Raw genomic sequence first — 26,254 nt, forward strand, 5'->3', positions numbered from 1 at the left:
TTATCCCTGTAAAGTAATATCTACATCTAATACTCTCTTAATTTGTTTTATTCTAGTAGACTCAATATATACAGGAGCTACCTTGTAAAACATAGATAATCTATAAGGTTGATTTGGAAAATTCCATAATCTTATTTTTTCTTCATGCTTCATATTATTCAGAACAATTTCTACTGTTTCGTTATTATTACCTAAGGTTCCAACTAATTTACTACTATCTAATGTAGCATTGTCATAAAGTATTTGCATTGCCCGCCCCATCATTCTATGTTCATCTATTGCTTTTGACTTTATATCTGCATTAGAATATGCTGTAAGCATATAATAAAGGGTTACAGAGAGGGGCGGATATTTTTGTTTATCCATCCCTATATTTTTCATAGCCATAGGTCTAAAATCGCCATTTTCTTGTATATCATATAAATAAAGACCTAACTTATAGTCCCCTCTATCAACGGGTGAACAAAGTCCTATCATATCTTTTTTTTGAATAGGTTCTGGCGTCATATGCTCTCTTAATAATTTTATAATAGAACTTCCTACATCAGCAATAGCTGTATAGCTTCCCATGATTATCCTCTCCTATAATTCATCAGATGCGAATTTATTCTTTAAACTTTCAACGGCTCCACTAGTAGTTAAATTTAATCGTTCCACAGCTTTTTTATACGTAACTAGATTTAAGAATGAAGCTCTTTCGCTTTTCTCTACTTCTTTTTTTATATTTTCTAATTCTTCCTTTGTTATTTTTCCTATTTTATTGTCCTTTATCGCCTTTTCATGCGCTTCTTTGTTTTTTTTAATTTTCTCTAATCCATCTAAATAGGATATTTCTAATAGCTGTACTTGATTATATGTATTATTTATTTTTTGTTCTAAATCTTTTTTTATTTTTTCTTCTTCTTTTTTCGCTTGATCTCTTTCAAGAAGTAGTCCAATCAATGTATATCCTTCATCCTCTACATCCTTTAATCCATAATTTTTCCCTTCAATCCATTCCTGCGGTATGACTATTTTATCTTCATGTTTCGTTACAAATTCATTTATTTTTTCTTGTTCTCTTTTTTTCTTTTGTTCTACCTTATATAATTCAAAATCATGCTCTATGGCATATTCTCTCATATTCTCTAAGAACTTTTTGGGAATGGATTTATATGAAAAATCTTTTTCAAAATCATCCTCTTTCTTCATATCTAATCCTACAATCATCCCTAATACTTCCTTTTTATTTTCAAAAATCAATGTGCTTTTTTTTATATTGCTTATAGAACCATCTATTTCTTGTTTCATAGCCTCTATATCTTTTTTTGAAGCTTTCCCTATCTTAAAATCTTTTTCTAAGCTACTTAATCTTTCTTTTGATTCTTCTAGCGTTTTTTTATAGTCCTTTAACTTTTCCATCTCTAAAACCATATCCATATAGGCAATTACTACATCATATTTGATTTTAATCTTTGTATAAATGATTTCTTTTTCAAGTTCCTTTATTTCATTTTTTTCACTTTCTATATCTTCTTTTGCCTGTATTAAGTCTATTCCTTTTTTTGTTAATTTCGTTTGCATATAAGACAAAGTATCACTATTTTTTATTGCCAATGCAATGGTTTCATCTAAAGATACAGTCCTTTGTTCCTCTGCATTTCCTAAAATAGATAAACAAGTTAACAGGAATACAACTAAAACAATCATTTTCTTATTTATCATCTTTTTCAATTATTACACTCCTCTACTTCTGAATATAAATAAACTTTACTTTTTTTATCTATAAAATAAAAAGTAACATAATAATGATCCTTAATAAACTTCGTTATATATAAAACATTTAAATCCCTTATATCTTGATTCATTTTTTTATTCAATAAGTCATTAGATAAAAGGACAATATCTTTTTCACTTGCCCAAACTTCTCCTTCTTCCACGGCCTTACCATATATTTTTTTTAGCTGATTCGCACTATTTTGTCTCTTCGTTTCAAAATAATTTTCTTCATTCCAAGATCTAATTGCCTTTACTTTAGGGGCTTCTTCTTCCGTTGCAAAATCTAAAACAAATGTAATTTTAAATGAATTATAGGTCATACAAAATTCATCTTCTAATATATCCGTTGTCGGCTCTAATACAAATGAATTTCTTACTTCCTCTGCTGATAATCCTAAATAATATAAATAATTAATTTTTCCATTTTTAAAATTCCCCTTATAAACTTCCCTGCCTAATTTGTCATACAATATTCCTAAACCATCATATTTTCCTTTTTTAAATTCTCCTTCATAGACCCTATTCCCATTTTTATCATATATTTTTCCTTGTCCTTCATAGTAATCTCTAGAAAAATTCCCTTCATATATGATATTTCCATATTGATCAAAGAGCGTTCCATCTCCTGACATTTCTCCATTTTCAAATTGTCCTTTGTATTTTAATTTTTCTTCTTTCGTATATAAAAACCCCTGTCCATGATATGTATTAGATAAAAAGTCTCCTTCATATTTTACAGAACCTTGTTCATAATATTCTTTTCCTCTTCCTTCGTAATTCCCCTGAACAAAATTTCCTTCATAAATCAAATTTCCTTCTTCGTCGTATAAAGAGCCTTGTCCTTCAAATTGATTTTCTAAAAATTGACCTTTATATAATACCTTTCCATTGCTATAATATTTTTCTCCTGTTCCACTATATTGATCTAATAGAAATTCCCCATTATATACTAAGTTTCCATCCGGATCATATAGTTTTCCTTTTCCGGTACATCTTCCATCCTTCAAATCTCCACTATATACAAGATTTGAATCTTTACTCAACAATTTAGCAGGCCCTGTGTACTCATTAAAATTCTCTGTATTTGCTATAAAAGCAGGCACCCACAACTTTCCTTCTAACTTTGGCTTTAAGTATTTAAAATACACCATTGGTAAACATATAATAATAATCAATAGAATCAGCATTAACTTCTTTGCCACATAATGATTTCCTAATGCAATATAGTGACTTAAATCAATAGGTTTCCCTGCTAACATCTTTGTGATTCTATTAATATTTTTTTTAATCCATTGACCTATTTTATACCTAAACTGAAATTGCTTTTTCATCTGATAATATCTTTTTCGAATAGGTCTCGTGGCTGAATTTTTAGTAACCTTCATAAAATAATTAATCGTTTTTTCTATCTTTTCTACCATCTTAATTTTATCGGTCATCCTATTTTTTTCGCCCCTATCCTTTTATATGATTTGAAGTGCAGCATTCCAATTCTCTAGGCTTTCCTTTTTGTAATACTTTTCACATAAAAATAGATAGATTTTTGCAGCTTCATCTTCTTTATTATATTTCATAACTTCTATGAATTTCTTTCTCGCCTCATAAAAGCGCTGCTCTGTATATAACATAATTCCATCTTCAAAAATTTTCTTTGTTTGTAGCTTTTTAGATTTCATAGAATAAAGATCTCCATCAAAGAAATCATAAAGCTTAATTTCTTTTTTTCTTTCTTGATCTAACAATTTACCTATATATCTATAATGATACTTTGTAGTATCTATATCCTTTATAGCAGATTCTGTTACTAAAATAGATACCCCATACTTAATACTCAATTTTTCTAATAACAATGTTAAGTTAATATTTTCAGATACAGCCTTAGCACTCATCCTATTTTCTTGTCCTATAATACCAAGCATAATTTTTCCTTTATGAATAGCTATGCCCATATCTAGTATTCTTTCATTTTCTTTATCTCTAATTTTGTTTCTTAAATACAATTTTTCTTGCAACGCAATAGCAGCCGTTAATGCATCTTCTGAATTTTTTTGATATAAAGAAAGGATCCCCGCATTATCATATCTTTCTACAATCCCATTGTTCTGAATAATCAATGGCCCAAAGGTTTTAAACACTTTATTCATAAAAAGAAAATTCTCTTCTGCATCCATCGTATTAGAAATTTCATAGAATTTCCTTATATTAGAAAACATAATCGTCATTTCTTTTTGTACTTGGTCTCCTAATTCAACCTCTAAAATATTTTCTTTTTTCAAAAGTTCAAAGAACTGAAAAGGTACAAATCTATAATATGCTTCATTCAATTGGGTAAGTTCTTTTACATAATTTTGTATGTTAGAAGACATCTTATTAAAGGCTTTTCCTAAATCACCCATTTCATCCTTTGTCTGAATATCCACAGAAGTAGCAAAATTTCCCACTGCTATTTCACTAGCTCCTATTTTCAACTCTTTTAAGGGTTTAAGCAAATAGTAAACAATGGCTAAGAACATAAACACAATAATCAATGTGATTATACTATTCAATCCAATTAGCTTCATATAAATGTCTTTCAAATTACTCCTATACATTTCCTTCCCCATTCCAATTTCAGCAATCCCTATGATATTTTCATTTTCATCTTTAATAGGTGCCAAAGCAAAAATCCATTCTCCTGAGCTGTCTTCCCCTTCTCCTATACAAACATCTTTTTTTTCTAGTACTTTATCGTATAACTTTTTGTATGATTCATCATATAAATATTCAATCGGATAGTAGCACTGCCAATTTTCACTTGAAATCCCTGTATAAATTTTATCTTTTTTTACTAGATACACATCTCCATAAAATTTTCTATCATAAGAATCTTTTATATAATCATCATAACGAGCTAAATTACTATCCATTTGTTCTGACACTTTTATATAATCTTCATTCCTGTAAGCTCTAGGTGATTTTATCTTTTTTAAGCTATTCATATCTATATTTCCTGCTACTTCTCTAGCAATAGAATATAATTGTAAATTCACCTCGTCTTCTATGACCTTTGTAAAATACACATCCATTCTATTCCCTAAAATGCTCATACATATGACCACAATAGGGATGACAATAATAATATGTTTCAACACAATAGGCATTTTCCCACTTGTTTTCTTTAAGAATAGTCCCATCAATACATTAATCAATACATATATTCCTATCAAAATACCAAAAATAATTATTCCTGTTTTTATATATTGAATTGGTAAAACATTTAGTTTACTAATCGTCTTAAATTCTCCATTTAATTCTCCAAAAATAATTCCTTTTTCATTATTTTTACTAAATGTTCCAACAAGTTTATTCTCATCATATAAATTTATATTTCTAAGATCATTAAATTGGATATTGTTTTCTTTTTTTAATAAATCATCTTTATTATATATTTTCTTTATTTTTCCCTGTTTAATAGACACATAACTCATATTCGATACTTCCGTAAAATATAAATTTTTATCATCTACTAAATGCATTCTATCAGGAATAGTTTCCTTTTCTTCTTGATTAGATGGATAAATCTCTATTTTTTCCCCTGAGGGTTCAATTTTATAAATTTCTCCTAGCTTTGACATTAATATAATTCCACCATCTCGTAATGGTAAAACTTCATCAAAATATATGTCATCACTAAATTCAAATCCTTCAATTGTTTCTACTGGATCGTTATTATCTAATGGTATTCTATAGGTATTAATAATATTTTCTTTATGATCTACACTAGCAAAATATATATTGTCCTTTACATATCTTAAAGACAATATTTTCTTTTCCCATGTTTTTTCATTGGATTGAGTATAATCCATACTACAAATAATTCCATCTATTCTTCCATTCCTGTCATATTTAACAATCTGTTCTTTATGGATTAAATAAGTTTTCGTATCTAGCATATATCGAATAACATATAACTGCCCTTGATCATCAACTATCATATCTCCATATTCATAAAAATAGTTGTCCTTATATTTTTTCTCTTTAATGTTATAGCTAATATTTCCTTTTTGATCTACTTTTACAATATGAATATATTTCTCGGATAATTGTGTAAAATACAAAAATCCAGCCTTATCTAAATACATATTTTTCGGTTTTAAATCTCCTAAATCATTCATTTTTATACTTGCGACCATGGCAATAATAATGCATATAATGATTAATGTTTTCTTTTTCATAAGAATCCCTCTCCATTATTTTTATTATTTAAATAATATCAAGATAATCTATATTAGCCATCTTGCTTATTTCAATGGGTTCACTTATAATGATTTTATAATATAATTTTCCAAATATTCTTTAAGAGGTGACCAATATGTTTTTTAGCAGTATAGATAAAAACTTTTTTGTCCTAACAACCATACAATCTTCAAAATATTATTCCTCCTATATTTGTAAAAAACGTTCCTCCTCATCTGAACAACTTTATCTAGTAAATGAATATAAAAATAGAAATATCATCAATAGTTATCTTCCTTTGTTAATCAAATTACATAAACAAAAAGAATTTTCTCAGCTCTCCCAATTATTTGTAAAAGATTCAAAAGTTTATTTGATTTTTAAATATAAAAAATCCTCTTTATTAAGTACTGGGCTTCTTAAAAACCAATTTACACTTCATGAAAAAGTAAAAATTGCAAATAGTTTTATCATAAGCTTATTAAAAATCAATAAACTTCCCCATTCTATACAATACGAAATTCTTAATATGGAAAACATTAACTTAGATTCAAATAATGAAATTTATTTAAATTACTTTCTGAATTTTGTACAATCCTCTGATCAAATTATGCCATCTGCTGTTATGAATAAAATAGGTTTTATTATTTCTAATATATTTGAAAAGGAAAAAAACCTTCCTTTACCACTAAAACTATTTATTGAAAAACTATATGATCATCAATTCAAATCTTTATCTGAAATTTATGCAACCTTTCAACAAATACAAAAAGATTTACTTACTAACAATGAGGTTGAGGAAAAAGAAACTCTTTTTAGTAAAATTGCTAAATATAAGTACATACTAATTGTTTCTATGATTTTGATTGCAGCTATCTATTTTTACGTCTGGGAGTATGAATCCGTCACCACCTCTACTGAACCTACCATCAAACAAATTGGTACCGTTGAAGTTGACTAAAGAAGGATTTTATCCTTCTATTTTTTCTTTTGTTTTCACTGCATTTTTTGAACCCATCATAAATAACAATATAGCTACTACCAACATGATTGCAAGTATACTAATTCCCTTTTGCATACTAAAAGTCATAATCATACCATATACTAATGGTCCTAATGCTTCTCCTAAAGATTCGTATAAGCTATATACTCCCATAGATTTTGATTCTCCAAGTCTTTGTACTGGATCTAATTGAGAAAAATAGTCCATTTCATGGTTCAATCCAAAACTATCTGTTATTCCTAACATAATGACTACCATAAAGGCAATCCATATAGAATGATTCCATGCAAATATAAACATGGTCCCTGCTAACATTAAAGCTGCAACAATAATAGATTTTCTAGCTCCTAAATATTTAGATGTAATCTTTGTTAGAGAAGGTCCTAAATATATAGTGCATACACCATATAGTAAGAATGCTCTACCTACGATTTCAGGTGTTAATCCTTTTTCATCAATAAAAATTGGGAAGAAAAAGTATAAAAACATACCACATATAGCCGATGGTAGAAATTCTAAAATAAAAAATGTCAATACATCTTTGTTCATAACAAAATTAAGTAAGCTAATGTCCTTTTTCTCATTCTCTTGTTGGTATTTAAATTTATTTTTAATAAATTTAAATATAAATCCTCCACCAACTACAATCACTACACTAATTACATAAAATACTTTTGCATATCCTATTTTTCCTACAATCATACTTCCAATTACAGATCCTGCATTGATTCCTGCTAACGCTCCAGCTGAAAAAGCTACAATACCCGCTTCTTTTTTTTCTTCATCTTTTGTTGATAACATATACGTTCTCATAGCAATTAAAAATAAGCCAAAACCAATCCCAAATAAACCTCTACTGAAAATCAATCCTATTGAACTTGATATATTAGCTGTAAAAATAGATCCTATAATCATAACCACACAACCAAATAACATATCCATCTTCATACTATAAGCATGTTTAATATGTCCATACACTATAGATGTAATTGCTAATAGTGTAGTTTCTATTACCATAGGTAATGCAATAACTATATTTTCAGGTAGTCCCCATAGGGGTTCATAAAGTTTTTTAGCATAGATTACTAAGAATGTAGAAGACATAAATATGCCCATATACATAATAAAACATACAAATCTAATGACACCCACATCTACTTCATTTTTTTCCCTACCAGAAATATTTATTTGATTCTTCTTGTCTAACACTTTATGATCAAAAATAATCATTTCCATAAATATAAATAATAATATAGTAATAATTACTAATAACTTCATAAATAACGCTTTAAACATATTCTTATTTGCTTCTTTGTAAGCAAGTAAATCTTTTCCTACTTCAATAATACCTACAATTTCATTTTTTGTATTATAAACAGGACCTAATACATACATCCATTCCCCATCATTATCTTTTTCTTTTGCTTTATACACCTCTCCCTTATGATATACCTCATAAAAAGGTGAATTTTTAAAATCATAATTGTAGGGATGAAACATATCTGTATCTGCATCATTATAAGTCACAATATGCACCTTTTGATTAATCACCTTATAAAGACCTGCATACATACTATAATCGAGATCATCATTTACCGTAATACATTTATTTAATCCATTTACTAAATCTATAAAATCCTTACTCCTATACTGATTAAGTGATTGTAATTTTTCTAATTCATTTCCATGAATAGATTTTTTTGCTATTTCTAACTTTGTCAAAAGATTTTCATATTGATTCTCTTCATATCTACTTGCCATATTTTCATACACAATATTTGTAACAATACTACTTGTAGAAATGAGCATGATAATAATCAATACAGATTGTTTTACTAATTTCCTATTCCCCATACTAATTTTATCGTATAATTTTCTTATGAAAATAAACATAAAATAGATCAATACAATAAGTTGCAACCATAAAATAATATTAAATACACTTCTACCTAATGAAATTTTCCATTTATCTATAATTTTCAAACCTTTTCCTAATGTAAAATCTATAACTTTGTCATTATTGCATACAATAATATGATCTTCTTTATTAATCTTGAACTTTTTAAATTCATAAAAATCATCTACATATGCTTTTTTTTCACAAATTTCTTTATTTAAAATATCTTTAACAGATTTTTTGTCTATACAAAAAATCCTTCCTTGTCCTATATCACTGATATATACTTTACCTTTAGATGAAATCTGTACTTCACAAGGTATAACAAGTTTTTCTCCTTCCTTATACATAGTGGAATGAATTTGTTTTTCTAAATCACCCATATAAACTTTTCCATCTTTTGTTGTAAAAATAAATTTGCTAAAATCAGGATAAATATCTATATCATATATATAGCTGTCGGCTTCAAAGAAAATATGCTTTTTTTCTTTGATGATTACTCCTGTTTCTTTATTCAAACCATATAGCTTAATCTCATTTCCCTTACAAAAGCTAAAGTCAATACGTTCATCATTGATTTTAATATTTTTTATTTTCCCATTTAATGGAACATTGTCTTCTTCTTTATATTCTTTTGTGTATAGTTTTTTTTCAAATTCCCCATCTGGACTGTATTTAAGAATACTTTCCCTTTCTATAAAGCTCCCCAGCTCATCAAAATAAGTACTCAATACATAGAAATATCCATCTTCGTCTACATCTATATCATTTACATAATAAAAATTTTTGTCATAATCGTTTGATCGATAAAATTCTTTTAAAACAGTCCCATCATAAGCAGTTTTAATAATCTTTGAGCGAGAAGATGTAACAATATAATAATTGTCTTTAACATCCTTTATGGCTGTAAAAACATTTTCTAACTTATTTTCACCACTCCATATATTTTCAAAATACCGCTGTTTATTATAAAAAATTGAAATGATCAATAATAAAATCATTAAGATGACGAATAAATTTTTATTTTTTCTCATTTTTCATCTTCTCTTCCCCTCACTAGATGTTTAAATAATACCAAAGAGCATCTTCACCTGCTTCATAATAATCTGGAAATCTTCCTACCTGCTGAAAACCTATTTTTTTTAATAAACATCTTATTGTACAATAAGATTCTTTATCAGATGTATCTATTAGAAGGCCTCTACCCTCACTATTTTTTACAAATTCAATGGTTATTTGCAATAATTTTTCTCCTATTCCATTTCCTCGATATTCTTTTTTTATAGAATTAAAGGTTCCTAAAAAAATACCATTTTTATGCTCTGCTTCTTTTACTCCAGCACAAGCAATCATCTCATCTCCATCTAGCACATACCAATATCTGCTTTTCTCATCCCCTAAACTCTCAACTGGATGTATATGAGCATTTTCTAATTCGCCTCTAGTTAAATATGTACCAAAGGAATCTTTTCTTGTAAAAAACTGAGCAGCCTTTATAGCCATTTCTATATCCTCTAAAATATATATTGGATAATTACAAAGATAACCATATAAATTGTACATCATCACATCCCTCAGTTCTATTATTTATACTCCACAACTACAAATGCAGAGGCTTCTTTCGTTTCATCTATTTCACTTTGAGCAATAATTTCATATACTCCTTCTTTACTAGGTGCTATATAAACACCATTCTCATCAATGACGCCTCCATCCTCTTCTTTTACACTCCATTTACATGTTTGCTCATCTATTCCTTTTACCTCAGCTGTAAAGTTCACTCGTCCTCTTGGCGCTGTTGTTATGGCATCTGGTTTTATTGAGATCCTTATATCCATTGATTGATCATGTTCTCTTAAGTTTTCCATATCTTTTTTATATGCCCACCATCTTATATGAACAGCATCTGCATCCGTAATATCCATAAGCTTAGCCCCTATCCTAAAGGTTCCTTTATCTACGTAAGCAATTGCTCCTAAAGATACTTTAGGTTCCTTTGGCTCATAAGCTGTTTTATTAAAAATATCAGAGTTTCCAAAAATAAGCTGATTTTCCATAAGACTATTTTCTTCCTTTTGTTCTATTGCTAAATAGATACACACATTTCCTGGGCCTAATTCATGAATAATTTCATCTGAAAAATAACTATTATGATATTTAGGATCTAATCCAAAATTTATTGTGCATGTACCTGTTTTGTATTGTACATCACTTTTTATCAGTAATTGTTCCTCTTGATTATTTTGATTTGAAAAATTGTTCTTTTTATTCTCTTCCTCTTTTTTTATTTCTTTTTCACTTTTCCTATCTTGAATCTCTTGCATCATAGATAAAATAGAAGGACTCAAAACATATTGTGCAAATGGATTTTTTTCAATCTTTTTAATCATATAAGAAGTTCCTGCTCTGATTAATTCTATTTTAGCTAAATAAATATTTTGCTTTTCTGTATTTGCTAAAAAACGATCCATATGCATGCCATAATACTGCATCATAACTTTTTTATCTAGAGCTTCTTCTATAATAGAAACTTCATTATTTCCATCTGTATTTGCACCAAAGATTTTTTCTCCTTTTTTAAGATGAAAAGATTCCTCATTTAATCGAATATTGCCTATTACATTTTTTACATGATTTGCTTTTATTCTATAGTTAATTTCATATTGATCCTTCATTTCAAATTTAGATTCGTCAAATGCAATCTTTATTTTATTGTTTCCATTTTCATCAACGAAGTGATCTGTATCTAACTCATATTTCAGTAAAATAGGCATACTTCTATGATGCTTTTCGATAATCACCTTTAGTTCAAATTCCTTTAATGGATTCACATACCTAGGGGTAATATGTTTGATAGTAATATCTTTACTTTTATAAATAATTTTTGTATTGCTTACCAATCCTTTAAAGGTTAACTCTTCTTCATCTGGCTCTTCTGTTTTAATGATAAGCTTGTAGCCTTCTCTATATCTATTAAATTCACTTACATCTTCAAATTTAGCTGAAGAGTTCACCATAGCATGAATAGGCTCCTTTTCCTCTTCATCATATTCAATACATAAATATACATAATCCGCATTTTCATTTTCTAAAAATCCTTCTATCATAGAAAGTTTTTTTATAATTGGATTATCAACTACAATTTCCCTTCCTCCATAATCTAATGCTACACCCATTTCTAAAGAAACACTTTGATCATCCACTTGAATAATGTCCAATCCACATACGATCCCCACACCATGTAATGCTCTATTGATCAATCTTCTTTTATCATTAAAATACTTTTGTTCTGATTGAAAATCTCGTACCGTTAACAATTTACCATAAAAAAACTTATTTCTGTCAAACGGAAAATATTTCTGGTTTCTCACCTATACTCCCCCTCTCATTTCATAATTTATTCCTCTAATAAAATTGTTGAAAATGGTATAGCTGAATCATTATCTAATCTTAATGGCATTAACTGAGTAAGTCTTGTATTCACGCCTAAATATGTATGCTGATCCATATAGATAAATGGCTTTAATACAACTAGATTAACTTGTGTATAAGCTGGCTTATATTTTTCTATAATTTTTTTCAATGTCATATATTCTTTTTCTGTACGAACACTTTCACTTTTTACAAGAATTGTGAACATATATGGATGATCTCCATATAAATTTTCTAATAAATTTTTAGCATATTGATCTACCATAAATTTTTTTACACGAAATTGTTCAATAATATAAGGTTTTTCTCCTGTATATAATTCAATAACTTCTTCTAACCCTTTTTGTGTCCCCTTTTTCTTATAGAGATTTACCGCATTTTTTACAAGTTTTTTCAATTGATCTCTTGTCCATAAATAATGATCTTCTATACCCACCCACATAGATAGCCATTCTAAAAAATCTTTAGAGACCATATCTGGATCAAAGTATTTATGCATATGATCAATTTCTTCTTCCATATCCAAAAACATTGTTTGAAATATGCCTAAAAATCTTTGTAAGAAATCTTTACTTTTCTTATCTTCCCTATATATTTCAGGAAGGTATTCTAAATAAGATTGCATTGGAAAATATATTCTCATTTTTTTTATAAAAGGAAAACTTTCTTCACTCCCTACAAATTCAAGCTTATACCATAAGTATCTTCCCTTGGCTTTATGTAACAGAGCATCCATTGGATTTAATATACTTTCTATCCAAAAATTTTCTAATACTTCTAGCTTTTTTTGAAAGGAAATACTTTTATCCATCATCAATTGATCAAGATTTATACTTTCTCCATTTAAAACTACTTCTTTACTTTCATTGGCAAAATAGGAAAATTTAATATATGTTTCTTCTGGAATATAGGCATCCATAATAACTCTATGCCATATAGTTTCCTTTTCACAGCTATCCAATGATTTTGATAAGCATACATGATCCTGCTTTAACCAATCTGTATCTTGATTAAAGGAAAAATATTTTAACTCTTCACTCACAAACTCACCCCAACCTCTATATGCTTTATTCATCTACTACCATTTCTATATAACATTCTTTGAAATAAGCTAATCCATAATAAGGAATTTCTATATCTCCATTAGAGTTTTTATGAAATTCCGTTCCACTCGCACTAATGGATAAACGCTTTACATATTCTATACAACCTAATCCATTGACTAAATCATAAAGTTTCCCTCTATGCACTGTATCTCCAAACTGCCATTGATTTTTTTGATGAATCGAATCAATTGGGTTTAAAAACTTCTTTAGTTCTTTTTTTATACTTTCTATTCCATTTCTATAATAAGGTTTTACTACTACTTCTCCATATACAGTAATCCCAATATATTTTGGAGACATGACATGTACTTCTGTAGTAATTAATCTATATTCATTGATATATTTTTGAATATTTAATTTTTGCATTTTATTTAATATGGGTCGTTCTTCATCGCTATAAGGAACAACTACTAATGTTATACAATTTTCTGCTTTTTTATTTGGATATCCTAGCAAGCCGGGTCTATATAGTGATAACACTTTTACTCTAGCAATTCTTAGCCCTGGCGTTGAAAGAACAATATTTTCATAATCAACTTCTGTAATAGCTCTATAAGATCCATTCAATTCTTTTTCCATTCTTAACTTAGCTTCTTCAATAGTTTCTTTATCTTTTCCTATTTGTATCAATCCACAATTATTTGCTTTGATCTCTTCTATATATTCCTCATTGGATACTATCATCAAATCTTTTGTCTTAATATTTCCCTGCTCTCCATTACTAATTCCATAGGCAATAACAGCTATATTTTGCTGTCCTATATAAGGAATTTTTCCATGTTCATTATCTCCAAACTGGATAATCCCTAGGTCTTCATCTAACATATAATGAGAATCTCTTGGTTTTGATGTCTCTAAGTCTTCTACTTTTTCCCAATCTTCCCATATATATTGATGCTCTTCATTTATTCTTCCTACTTGTAGTTGAAAATCATCATATACGATTTCTTTATCTGGTAATTCAATGATTTGATTAGGTAATCCATTACTTTCTCCTATTATTCTTTTTTGTTTAAATTCCTTATCATAATGAATCATTCTCCACCATGATTGATCTAATAAATTCATTTTATTGATTATTTTTTTATCTATTTCTATGATACAAACATTATTTTTCTCATCAATATCTTTTTTTACAAACTCATCAACAAATATCCACTCATGGTCCTTTACTTTCATTTGCACTTGAGTGTCTCCATATATTCCTAAATACGAGTCTATTTTCACCATTCCCTGTTCTAAATTTTGCATAGGTACATCTATATATTCACAATATGTATTTTTTTGAATTGCTTCAAATACATTAAAGCTAACCTTTTCAATTTTAGGCGATACATCATAAAAGCTCTGATGCAATTCTCCTTTTATCCAATACAACTCTTCTTTTTCAAATAAACATCTTCTTTCTTGTTCTATATGAGGAACTTCTTTAAAAGTTATATTTCCGCTTTGTAAAAAAGAATGTGTATCATCTTCTAGTATTTCTAAAGAATACCAATCTTCCTTGCCCTCCTGATTTCCATAAATTTTCCAATTTATCTGAGCAAGTTTCTCAAAATCTCTTGGGATTTTGTTTCTTTTTATATTATATTCATCGTAAATATGGAAGAATATAGATACCTTATCCTTTAACCATAATGGATTGTGCATTCCTATATATATTTCATTTCCTACTTTAGGATTTTTCCCAAAAGCATAATAAGCAATCTCTCGATCAATATTTATATTGGTTACATCTTTAAAAATCCCCTCATTTACCACAATGATTTTTTCGATTATATTGTTATATAATTTCACTTCTTTTTCTATTTCAAAGTGAATATCTTCAGCTAAAAATTTTAACTTTTGAGGCAATAGGATACAAGGTTTCATGCTTTTAAATTCTACTTCCACATTTATTTTAGAAGGAGATGCACAAAAAGGTTTTACTCCTAAAAGCTTTAAAAATTTATATTTACTTTTTTGACTAATTTGGTCCATATAATATTGTTGCATCTCTTTTAACCAAGCAAACAACTCTAAAAAGGTTATCCCCGGATCATGAACATTCTCATCCGTCCACTGTGGAGCATATCTAGGGATCAATTTTTTTGATTCCTCTAAAATATCTATAAATTCTTGGTCATCAAGATTGGGTAAAGGTAACATAAAATCACCACCTTCTATTTGCAATAGCTTATTTTATGATTGCATTTATTTTATGCTGGCCACTCACCACAACAGCAAATTCCTTATTTTTAAATACATCTATATCAATTTCTTTTTTCTTATTTCTACTAATAAAATTGGCAAAAATATTTATTCTATCTATAGACCTTACTTTTTTTAATGATTTTATATAATTATAAATCATCATTTTATTTGGAATCTGACCGATTTGCCAACCACTCTTCTTGTAGTTTCCTTCCAAAGGATTTAAAAATTGTTTTACTTTCTCTGCAATTTTTTGTTCTAATTCAAAACAATCTTCTATATTTTCTGTAGTAATCTGTGCATAAACTGAAATTTCCACATAATCTGTTTCTACAATATATAGCTTATTTGAAAAAATCAATGTACTTGGCATTCTTTCTTTTAGATACTCCTCAATCCTATTTTTCAGTTTATAAAAATGATGAGCTAAATCATTGTAGTCCTTTGGTAATACAACTAATGTAATACATCCTGGTTCTTTCTTCTTCTTGTCATTTACATTTGAAAAACACTTAACACTTTGCACCTTTCTTGATGCTTCTGCTGCTAAATTTTCAAAATCATTATTACTTACTGCCTTATTTAAATGCCTTAGCTTTTGCGGTCCTCTAATAATAGCATTTTCTAGTGATTCTCGATCACACCCTCCCATCGTATCCTGTACATTAAAAATCTTATCTATATATGCAATGGTACTATCTACACTATCTATTGCAAAAGACTTTACATTTCCAAGACTCCCTTGACTCACACTATATTTCACCTTAATACTATCAGCTTCCTGTGCCACAGGAATTTTTCCGTTTTTACCATTTCCAAAAAATATTTTTCCTTCAAATGAATCTATGGTATAATGCCGATCATTTTCATCTGATGAGATAAAAGATTCTACAGGCTTCCATTTTACCCATATCTCTTTTACAATTCCTTCTTCATCCTTTTCCCTATATAATTCAAATTTTTTATTCTCTATAAACTGATTCATTTGTTGCTCATTTAAATAGCCATATTCATTTACCCATACCTCTTGATTGGTTACTTTTTTATTTAATAATTCACAAACCTTATTTTCTTCCTGTGGAAAAACAGAAAAAAATTCTTCTATCGTTTCTTTTTGTGAAATTTCTATTGTATTCAGAAAAATATTCTTAATATTTGGATATTGAAATCCTTCATTCAAATCATTATACTTTCCTAACTGATCTATTAATCTAATCCAATATAATTCTTTTCCAAATAAATTATTTCTTTCAAAATCCATAGGTCCTACAAAAGTAACGATCCCGCTTTTTTTTAAATACTCCGTTTCATCAAAAACACTTAAATTTTTCCAATCCTTTTCATTTCCTGTTTTTGAAAAATACTGCCATTCTAATATAGGCATTTCATGAAATTGATTTTGATTTAACAAAAAAAACAGTTTAATAGGTTTTCCTATTGGGGGATGATCAAAACCAATATATATAGCAGGACACATGGGATCTATAGTAGGAAATACAACAATATTTTCTTTTGTATCAATTATTTTTTTTGTCAAATCCTCTATTTTCATATTACTCTTTTGCAATATTTTTTCTGGCAATTGCATCATTGAATAATCATAGGATAATTTCATTTTTTTTACAAATGGAGATAAATAATATCCATAGGTTTTAAACATATTTTCAAGCTTAATCACTCTTACCCTAATCCAATAAGAATCATGGGTATTTACAAAGGTTTTATCCATATCCATAGGACATTTGAATCGAATCCTTTTACTTGCTTCTTTTTCCGTATGAAAAACTGTATCGTATTCATCTTCTATAAATAGTCTAGCCCACCCTTTTCCATTCCAATATTCCCAAGAAACCTTAGATATACTTATTTCAAATTTTTCAGGTTCTCTAAAATCCGATTTTTTCATAATTAATTTCCAATTGATTTCTTTTTCAGGAAAATTCACTTCTATTTCTTTTTTTTCAATACAAAAATCTATAGATAATGTGATACTTGCACCTTTTTTAGAAAACACTTCTTCACTTGAAATATATAAAGTATCATAAGTTAAAAACCGTTCACCAAAAGCATAAAAATTATTTACAGGCTGTTCTAAATCATTTACAAAAATTGTATCTGGCAATACATCATGATTCCTTACTTTTATTCTTATACTACTTGCCTCCATATTCTTTATGCAAGATTGCTTCTTTAGCTTACAAATAATCCAACGATTTTCAAAGTCTTCTACTTCTTGTAATGAAATAGCATTTTTATCTTTTTTGTGCAATATAATTTTATTATCTATGGCCCTAATCTGCTGAAATGGATGCAATCCTTTTTCATTCATATAAAACCATTCAACGATTTTTTCATCTCCTAAAATTTTAGAAATCTTCATTTCTTCATCTACATATTGATTATGATGAAAAGATAAAACAATTTCTGAATTTCCATTGATATTAAAAACGTCCTTACTACACAAAAACAAGATACGTTCTTGCAAATTGTTTCCTTCATCAAAATTAAAAAAATAAAAATTTTCCTTTAGTTGTTCATCCTCTTGCATTGTATTTATATGCACAATTTCATCTCTTTTAGGGCTAACCCCATAAATTTCTTTTATTGGAGTAGGGATTACAAAAATATCCCCTAAAGTCTCAAATATAATTCTTTCATCTATATCCTTATTTACAGCAAATACTTGGGTTTCTTTTTTTATATAAATACCATCTTTCATTCCTGTACTTAATTTAAAGGTAATATATCCTTCTGCTGGTATAATAGATAAAAATTTTGTATCTATCATATTTAGAAAAGAAATATAATTTTTATAGGGTGTCTTATTCAATCGATAAATCATTTGTTCAAACATATCTATAAAGATCATTGCTAAAGAAGTTCCCGCATCAGGCTGGTCTACATTAAATCTCCATTCAGGAGTATATGTCTTCGATAATTCTTTGAATTGCTTTATTAATTCTTTTTTTGTTCTATGATCAATATTAGGTGGTATCATTTCATCACATCCAATCAATTACCTTCCAATTCCTTCATTTAAATAAAATGGATATACTAAATTAAATGGATTATTCGTCCTTCTCACCACATAATCAATATTTATCCATAGCTTATTGGCCTCTTCCCCATCTACATGAATATTCACATCTACCTCTTCTATCCTGGGTTCCCAATTGATAAGGGCTTGTCGAATTTCAGATTCCATGAGGTTAAGGGTAGTATAATCTGGTATGCTAAATACATAATCATGCATATTACAACCAAAATCCGGTCTCATGACCCGTTCTCCTTTTTGGGTCATTAAAATAATTTTTATAGCTTCTTGAATGTCCTCTTCATATGTAACCATTTTGATTTTGCCACTTTTCGAATCCACTTCAACAGGAAATTTCCATCCTCTTCCTAGAAAACTTTTTGAATCCTCCAATCCTACTCACTCCTAGTTAATTGATTTTCACAATCGCTCCTTTGATATTGCATGTAGCATCCGATTGAATATTTAATGAAGCTGCTTTGATTTTCATAGGTCCACTAGCTTCCATATCTATCTTTTGGGATTTAATCTTTAAAGAAGTACTACTTTCAATTTTAATATTGTTGGAACTCCCATTCATTTCAATATTTGTTGATCCAGATTCAACAATAATTTTCTTATCGCCTTTTATATGGATTTGTCCCTTTTTTATATCTATTTCTAATAAATTTTTTTTATTTTTATCATAGATTTTTATCATTTCTTTTTCATCATCCATTAGAATGCTTTGTTTCTTAGGTGTATGAATCTCTATGCTTTCTTTATTTTCTTCATCATTAAAAATAATCTCACTACCATTTCTAGTCTTAATCTTTCTTATATTGTTTTTCCCATCTTCATTCGTTACTGGAGGCGAATCTTTCCCATTCCACAAAGCTCCTATTACATAAGGTTTATGTATATTTCCTTCTCCAAAGGCTATCAGTACCTCATCATTTACCTCTGGTAAAAAAAAGGTTCCCATTTTTTTGCCAGCCATTAAAGTTACAATTCTTATCCAATCTGTCTCATAGTTATCCATATCTCGATTTAAAAGCCTTACCTTTACTCTTCCTAACTTATCTGGATCTTTATTGTTTGTTACAATTCCTATGGTAACGCCATAAGCAATAGGGTTATACTCTTTTTTTTCATTATCAAGCAAATCATAAATACTCATATCATATTCACTCCTGCTTCAAAAGATGTTATAAATCCGGATGCATCCACTCTATGGTTTACTTTTAAAATATAGTAATCATTATTGATCTCTGGTGAAAGCTTAGATAATCTTATATATCTACCAGGTATAATCTCAGGCAATCCTATACATTCTCCTCTTACGGTAACAAACTTCATAGAGATTTTATCTAATTCTGCTTCTGCTCTCTTTTTTGCTTCTATTTCTGTTTTTATAGAAGAATCTATTATTACAATTTTAGTCGTTTCATTGATCAAACTAGATGTTTTCTTTGCTGTTTTTTTTCCTTTTCCTGCTTTTATAATTTTATTAGCTGTTCCTTTTATAACTTTTTTTTCCTTTTCATTGTAATTTTTCACTGTGACTTCTGATATTTGCTCTGCTAATCCTATTTCCCTAGAAAAATTGATTAGATTTTTATCCCATTCAAGTTGTATAATAGGCGTTTTTATTGCTCTAGGCTTTCTGAAATATGCTGTTCCCCGTAGTATAAAAAACTCATAATTTATTTCTTTGGCTAGCTTTACAACAAAATCATAATCACTCTCTCTAAATTGCTCGATAGTTCTCTCCAACTTTGGAGTCGGGTCTATTTTAGATTTTTTTACGAGTTTACTATATTTTCCTAGTACGTTTTTCGCTGCATCACTATATTTTTTATATGATTTTTTTTCTGACCTCATATTATTCATCATAATTCCTTTTCCATCCATACATTGAATTTCCAAGTAAGGTGCTTCTCCTCCTGTAAAATTTGTATGAATAGATGAAATATATCCCTTAAAAACACTGATAGCTTTTATATATCCTAATTCGATTTCAACAATATTTCCTAGCTTAAAATATTTTTTCATCATTTCACTATTAAATTTTCTATTTACTTTATCGTAAATATGCCTCACAAAAAAAGTACATGCGCTGGCTTCATATCCAATGCCTAAATCAACGTCTATTTCTGTAATAAACGGATGAGATTTTGTTAAAACCTTTCCGTTTATTTTTACTTTTATAGCAGGAACTCTAAAACCATCATATTTTTTCTCTAAATTTTCAAATTTATATTGTTTTTTATCCATCTCTCATTCACACTCTCATTAATCTATTGCTGGAACTTTCACTACTTGACCCGTTTTGATTTTTCTAGGATTCAATAAGTTATTTTCTTTTGCAATCTTTCTCCACATCCTAGGATCGTCATATTCTTCATTGGCAAGCATCCATAAATGCTGCCCTTGGTTTAAAACTCTACTTTTCGTTCGATCTGGTGATTCCCTAGGTGTATTCCTTTGTTGTTGTCCCAGTTTTTCATATTTTAAAAAAGTAACATCTAACTTAGCTCTTACAGGTTTCCCTTCATCCGTAAACATCAAAATAGTTTGCTTCACTTCTTTAACTACACCTTTAAATTTTAAAGATCCCCATTGAAAAGTGCATATAGGTGGTGCATGTAATTTTTTATTGACCTTCATAAGATCAAATACTTTATTGGTATATTCTTTTCTAACATCTTTCTTAAATTTATCAAATTTAAATTCCGTATAAGTATCGAAAAACAATTCTAAATTTAAAGTCTCTTCTTCTCCATTAATAAATTGAAGGATTGGGCTATCTACACCAGTAGGTTTTATTAATGCATAATTATTTGAACGCTGTAGATTATATTCACTTGGATTAAACAAAACCTCTATTTTCTTTGGTGGCTGCGTATGTACATGTATTACAGCTTTTTTAAGTGCCATTCTTTATCCCCCTGTTTTAAATTCCTCTTCTTATTCTTTCAAATTTTAATTTTTTCTCTAATTTTTTATAAACTTTATCCATAATTTTATTGATTTCTGAATCCGAAATGGATTCACTATTCTTTTTCATATCCATTTTCGCTTCAATAGATCTATTTAAAGATTGCGGTTGAATTTTCATAGGTTTTTCTTTTGGCTTTTTTATATTGCTTTTTTTAAATTCCATTTTTGCTCTTTTATTATATTGAAAGTCACTCTTCATGCTATTTTTATGCTCTCTATTTATAAGGGGAACTATTTTGTCATTCATTGTAATTTCTTTTATATTTTTAATTCCCTCATTGAACACACTTACCATATGATTTACATTTACTATTCTGTTTTCTCTTTTTATACTGTTCATTTTTTCTTTTGTATTTGTTTTTTGTAACTCATAAGTTAAAGAATTATCTCTTTGTAAATTCATTCTTTGTTGTAGTTTCTTTTTTTCTTGCAATTTTTCTACATTAAAATGAATCTCATTCTTTTGAGTTAATTCCATATATTTCATCCTATAAGGCTTTATACTTGTTTTTAATCCAATCTTTTTATAAAGCTTACGGTTGTATTCTTCTATCCAGTTTTTTTCTTTTATCAGATTACCAACAGACTGCTGTTTTTCTATAGAACCATAAATAATTTCTATTTTTTTCTCTGTTGTTTTCTTTTTATTGAATAAATCAACCTGATTAGAGTGCCACTCTAAATCTTTATATCCAATCTCTGTCTTTTCAATTTTTGCTTTATAATGCTTTTCTATATGATATAAAGCTCTTTGAATAATTTTTTCTCCTATATTTCTATCAATAAACCTCTTATCATTCTTTTCTTTAAATATATTTTTTTGAATACTCTCATCTTTCCTGCTATAGCTGTTCTTTGACTCTTTGATTTTTTGTGAAAAATTTATATTTTTTATCTCTTCTTCTAAATAATTCTCCAAAATACTATAATTCTCTTTTTGAATAAGCTTTTCTTTCTTTCTATAAATATCTTCTTGATCTTTAATTTTTTTCACGAAAATAAAATTTTTTATTTGATTTTCTAGATACTTTTCTAAAAAACGATCCTTCCTCTTTTGACTAATGTTTTCTTTCTTCCTATAAATATTTTCTTGATCTTTAATCTTTTTCACAAAGATAAAATGCTTTATCTGATTTTCTATATTTTCATAGGTCTTTTCTATAATACTTTCTGTAATTCTAAATCCTTTTTCTTGATTGAACCCTTTTTTAATCTGAAATTCCTTTGTAACATGGATACTTTCTTGATTTTTCTGTTCTTTTTTTAAAATATTTTTTATATGAAAGGCTTTTTCATAATAGCCAATAATTTTATTTTCCTTATTCCCTTGTAGTAAAGATAGTGCTTTTGTGGTCGATAATCCTCTTATTTCTTTATTTTTAGTAAGCTTTATATTTTCTCTAAACAATTTTGTATCTTCTCTAAAACGTTCTATATCTTCTTCTTTATTAAATACTCTATTTTTTATGTCATAAGCTCTTATACTTGTTTTTAATCCAATCTTTTTATAAAGCTTACGATTGTATTCTTCTATCCAGTTTTTTTCTTTTATCAAAGCATCCACAGACTGCTTTTTTTCTATATAATCATGAATAATTTCTATTTTTTTCTTTGTTCTTTTCTCTTCGTTAAATAAATTTACTTGATTTGAATTCCACCCTAGCTCTTTATATTCAATCTCTGTCTTTTTAAACTTTACTTTATACTGCTTTTCTATATGATATAAAACTCTTTGGATAATTTTTTGTCCTAAATTTCTATCAATAGACCTTTTATTATTCTTTTCTTTCTCTATATTTTTTTGAATACTCTCATCTTTCCTGCTATAGCTGTTCTTTGACTCTTTGATTTTTTGTGCAAAATTTATATTTTTTATCTCTTCTTCTAAATAATTCTCCAAAATACTATAGCTTTCTTTTTGAATAAACTTTTCTTTCTTGCTATAAATATTTTCTTGCTCTTTAATCTTTTTCACAAAGATAAGATGCTTTATCTGATTTTCTATATTTTCATAGGTCTTTTCTATAATACTTTCTGTAATTCTAAATCCTTTTTCTTGATTGAACCCTTTTTTAATCTGAAATTCCTTTGTAAAATAGCTGCTTTCTTGATTTTTTTGTTCTTTTTTTAAAATATTTTTTATATGAAAGGCTTTTTCATAATAGCCAATAATTTTATTTTCCTTATTCCCTTGTAGTAAAGATAGTACTTTTGTGGTCGATAATCCTCTTATTTCTTTATTTTTAGTAGGATTTATATTTTCTCTAAACAATTTTGTATCTTCTCTAAAACGCTCTATATCTTCTTTTTTATTAAATACTCTATTTTTTATGTCATAAGTTCTTATACTTGTTTTTAATCCAATCTTTTTATAAAGCTTACGATTGTATTCCTCTATCCAGTTTTTTTCTTTTATCAAAGCATCAACAGACTGCTTTTTTTCTATATAATCATGAATAATTTCTATTTTTTTCTCTGTTGTTTTCTTTTTATTGAATAACTCTACCTGATTTGAATTCCACCCTAACTCTTTATATTCAATCTCTGTCTTTTTAAACTTTACTTTATACTGTTTTTCTATATGATATAAAGCTCTTTGGATAATTTTTTGTCCTAAATTTCTATCAATAGACCTTTTATCATTCTTTTCTTTAGCTATATTTTTTTGAATACTCTCATCTTTCCTGCTATAGCTGTTCTTTGACTCTTTGATTTTTTGTGCAAAATTTATATTTTTTATCTCTTCTTCTAAATAATTCTCCAAAATGCTATCGTTCTCTTTTTGAATAAGCTTTTCTTTCTTGCTATAAACATCTTCTTGATCTTTAATCTTTTTCACAAAGATAAGATGCTTTATCTGATTTTCTATATTTTCATAGGTCTTTTCTATAATGCTTTCTGTAATTCTAAATCCTTTTTTAATCTGAAATTCCTTTGTAAAATAGCTGCTTTCTTGATTTTTCTGTTCTTTTTTTAAAACATTTTTTATATGAAAGGCTTTTTCATAATAGCCAATAATTTTATTTTCCTTATTCCCTTGTAGTAAAGATAGTACGTTTGTGGTCGATAATCCTCTTATTTCTTTATTTTTAGTAAGCTTTATATTTTCTCTAAACAATTTTGTATCTTCTCTAAAACGCTCTATATCTTCTTTTTTATTAAACATTCTATATTTTATGTCATAAGTTCTTATACTTGTTTTTAATCCAATCTTTTTATAAAGCTTACGGTTGTATTCCTCTATCCAGTTTTTTTCTTTTATCAAAGCATCAACAGACTGCTTTTCTTCTATAAAATCATGAATAATTTCTGTTTTCTTCTCTGTTGTTTTCTTTTTATTGAATAACTCTACCTGATTTGAATTCCACCCTAACTCTTTATATTCAATCTCTGTCTTTTTAAACTTTACTTTATACTTTTTTTCTATATGATACAAAGCTCTTTGGATAATTTTTTCTCCTATATTTCTATCAATAGACCTTTTATTATTCTTTTCTTTCTCTATATTTTTTTGAATAATCTCATCTTTCCTGCGATAGCTGTTCTTTGACTCTTTGATTTTTTGTGCAAAATTTATATTTTTTATCTCTTCTTCTAAATAATTCTCCAAAATACTATAGCTTTCTTTTTGAATAAACTTTTCTTTCTTCCTATAAATATTTTCTTGATCTTTAATCTTTTTCACAAAGATAAGATGCTTTATCTGATTTTCTATATTTTCATAGGTCTTTTCTATAATACTTTCTGTAATTCTAAATCCTTTTTCTTGATTGAACCCTTTTTTAATCTGAAATTCCTTTGTAAAATAGCTGCTTTCTTGATTTTTCTGTTCTTTTTTTAAAACATTTTTTATATGAAAGGCTTTTTCATAATAGCCAATAATTTTATTTTCCTTATTCCCTTGTAGTAAAGATAATACTTTTGTGCTCGATAATCCTCTTATTTCTTTATTTCTAGTAGGATTTATATTTTCTCTAAACAATTTTGTATCTTCTCTAAAACGCTCTATATCTTCTTTTTTATTAAACACTCTATATTTTATGTCATAAGTTCTTATACTTGTTTTTAATCCAATCTTTTTATAAAGCTTACGGTTGTATTCCTCTATCCAGTTTTTTTCTTTAAATATATTTTGGGGGATAAGCTCTTCTTTGTTTGTATAACTATGATTTAGTTCTTTGATTTTTTGCACAAGATTTATATTTTTTATCTCTTCTTTTGAATACTTGTCTAAAATACTGTAGAACTCTTTTTGAATAAACTTTTCTTTCTTACTATAAATGTCCTCCTGATTTTTAATTTTATAAAAACCTTGCGTATCACTTTTACCGATTCCTTTATTTTCAAGTAATCTAATCATACTTTCTTTTTGAAATCTAATTGTATTTAAATAAGCTATTTCTTTATTTTTAACGACTTCCAATTGTAGTAATAAATTTACCATGAAATTTGGGCGGTTATCTAAGGGAGGTTGTAACTCACTTTTTTCATTTTTATATATAAGACTCACTCTTTTTAAATATTGATTCATATAGTGCTTATTTTTATTACATATCTTTTGAGAAAAATCATCCTTTTTCTTTATTTCCCTTATATTTATTGCTATCCTTTTGTAAGTTATCACAACCATTCAC

At 27.7% G+C, this 26,254-nt stretch carries 16 protein-coding genes; 1 reads left to right on the plus strand and 15 read right to left on the minus strand.

Annotated features, from left to right (window positions below; all coding sequences use genetic code 11):
• The 4 genes from K7H06_RS15660 to K7H06_RS15675 are packed head-to-tail and all read right to left on the minus strand — an operon-like array spanning position 1 to position 5,972.
• The gene (locus K7H06_RS15660; RefSeq protein ID WP_223036967.1) at positions 1–570 is read right to left on the minus strand and encodes a Pvc16 family protein; all 570 of its coding nucleotides are present in this window, start codon (positions 568–570) and stop codon (positions 1–3) included.
• A gap of 12 nt (positions 571–582) precedes the next feature.
• On the minus strand, positions 583–1,713 hold the full coding sequence (locus tag K7H06_RS15665; protein ID WP_223036968.1) for a TolC family protein: 1,131 nt from the start codon (positions 1,711–1,713) through the stop codon (positions 583–585).
• Positions 1,710–3,197 carry an MORN repeat-containing protein gene (locus K7H06_RS15670; protein WP_223036969.1) on the minus strand — a complete coding sequence of 496 codons (1,488 nt, stop codon included), beginning with the start codon at positions 3,195–3,197 and terminating at the stop codon, positions 1,710–1,712. Before K7H06_RS15670 ends, K7H06_RS15665 begins: the two co-directional genes overlap by 4 nt.
• A gap of 24 nt (positions 3,198–3,221) precedes the next feature.
• A complete protein-coding gene (locus tag K7H06_RS15675) occupies positions 3,222–5,972 on the minus strand; it encodes an adenylate/guanylate cyclase domain-containing protein (RefSeq protein WP_223036970.1) in 2,751 nt (916 codons plus the stop codon).
• Between the two features lie 137 nt (positions 5,973–6,109).
• Between K7H06_RS15675 and K7H06_RS15680 the strand changes: the two genes are divergently transcribed.
• Positions 6,110–6,934 carry a protein kinase family protein gene (locus tag K7H06_RS15680; protein ID WP_223036971.1) on the plus strand — a complete coding sequence of 275 codons (825 nt, stop codon included), beginning with the start codon at positions 6,110–6,112 and terminating at the stop codon, positions 6,932–6,934.
• Between the two features lie 9 nt (positions 6,935–6,943).
• Here the strand turns inward: K7H06_RS15680 and K7H06_RS15685 are convergent, their stop codons facing one another.
• The 11 genes from K7H06_RS15685 to K7H06_RS15735 are packed head-to-tail and all read right to left on the minus strand — an operon-like array spanning position 6,944 to position 26,244.
• Complete coding sequence (locus K7H06_RS15685; RefSeq protein ID WP_223036972.1) at positions 6,944–9,907, minus strand: MFS transporter; 2,964 nt, start codon at positions 9,905–9,907, stop codon at positions 6,944–6,946.
• 22 nt (positions 9,908–9,929) lie between these two features.
• A complete protein-coding gene (locus tag K7H06_RS15690; protein ID WP_223036973.1) occupies positions 9,930–10,436 on the minus strand; it encodes a GNAT family N-acetyltransferase in 507 nt (168 codons plus the stop codon).
• Positions 10,437–10,456: 20 nt separating this feature from the next.
• Positions 10,457–12,244 (minus strand): hypothetical protein, encoded by a 1,788-nt coding sequence (locus K7H06_RS15695; RefSeq protein ID WP_223036974.1) that lies wholly within the window; start codon positions 12,242–12,244, stop codon positions 10,457–10,459.
• 26 nt (positions 12,245–12,270) lie between these two features.
• On the minus strand, positions 12,271–13,347 hold the full coding sequence (locus K7H06_RS15700; RefSeq protein WP_223036975.1) for a phage tail protein: 1,077 nt from the start codon (positions 13,345–13,347) through the stop codon (positions 12,271–12,273).
• A gap of 25 nt (positions 13,348–13,372) precedes the next feature.
• Positions 13,373–15,559: a baseplate J/gp47 family protein gene (locus K7H06_RS15705; protein ID WP_223036976.1), complete on the minus strand. Its 2,187-nt coding sequence runs from the start codon at positions 15,557–15,559 to the stop codon at positions 13,373–13,375.
• Between the two features lie 28 nt (positions 15,560–15,587).
• Positions 15,588–18,602: a baseplate J/gp47 family protein gene (locus K7H06_RS15710; protein ID WP_223036977.1), complete on the minus strand. Its 3,015-nt coding sequence runs from the start codon at positions 18,600–18,602 to the stop codon at positions 15,588–15,590.
• An 18-nt stretch (positions 18,603–18,620) separates the two neighbouring features.
• A complete protein-coding gene (locus tag K7H06_RS15715; RefSeq protein ID WP_246637553.1) occupies positions 18,621–19,031 on the minus strand; it encodes a GPW/gp25 family protein in 411 nt (136 codons plus the stop codon).
• Between the two features lie 16 nt (positions 19,032–19,047).
• On the minus strand, positions 19,048–19,797 hold the full coding sequence (locus K7H06_RS15720; RefSeq protein ID WP_223036978.1) for a phage baseplate assembly protein V: 750 nt from the start codon (positions 19,795–19,797) through the stop codon (positions 19,048–19,050).
• Positions 19,794–20,894 carry a phage late control D family protein gene (locus K7H06_RS15725; RefSeq protein ID WP_223036979.1) on the minus strand — a complete coding sequence of 367 codons (1,101 nt, stop codon included), beginning with the start codon at positions 20,892–20,894 and terminating at the stop codon, positions 19,794–19,796. Before K7H06_RS15725 ends, K7H06_RS15720 begins: the two co-directional genes overlap by 4 nt.
• 18 nt (positions 20,895–20,912) lie before the next feature.
• A complete protein-coding gene (locus tag K7H06_RS15730; protein ID WP_223036980.1) occupies positions 20,913–21,557 on the minus strand; it encodes a CIS tube protein in 645 nt (214 codons plus the stop codon).
• 16 nt (positions 21,558–21,573) lie between these two features.
• The gene (locus K7H06_RS15735) at positions 21,574–26,244 is read right to left on the minus strand and encodes a hypothetical protein (RefSeq protein WP_223036981.1); all 4,671 of its coding nucleotides are present in this window, start codon (positions 26,242–26,244) and stop codon (positions 21,574–21,576) included.
• Between the last annotated feature and the right edge of the window lie 10 nt (positions 26,245–26,254).

The organism is Crassaminicella profunda, from assembly GCF_019884785.1.
In the GTDB taxonomy this organism is placed as follows: Bacteria; Bacillota; Clostridia; order Peptostreptococcales; family Thermotaleaceae; genus Crassaminicella; species Crassaminicella profunda.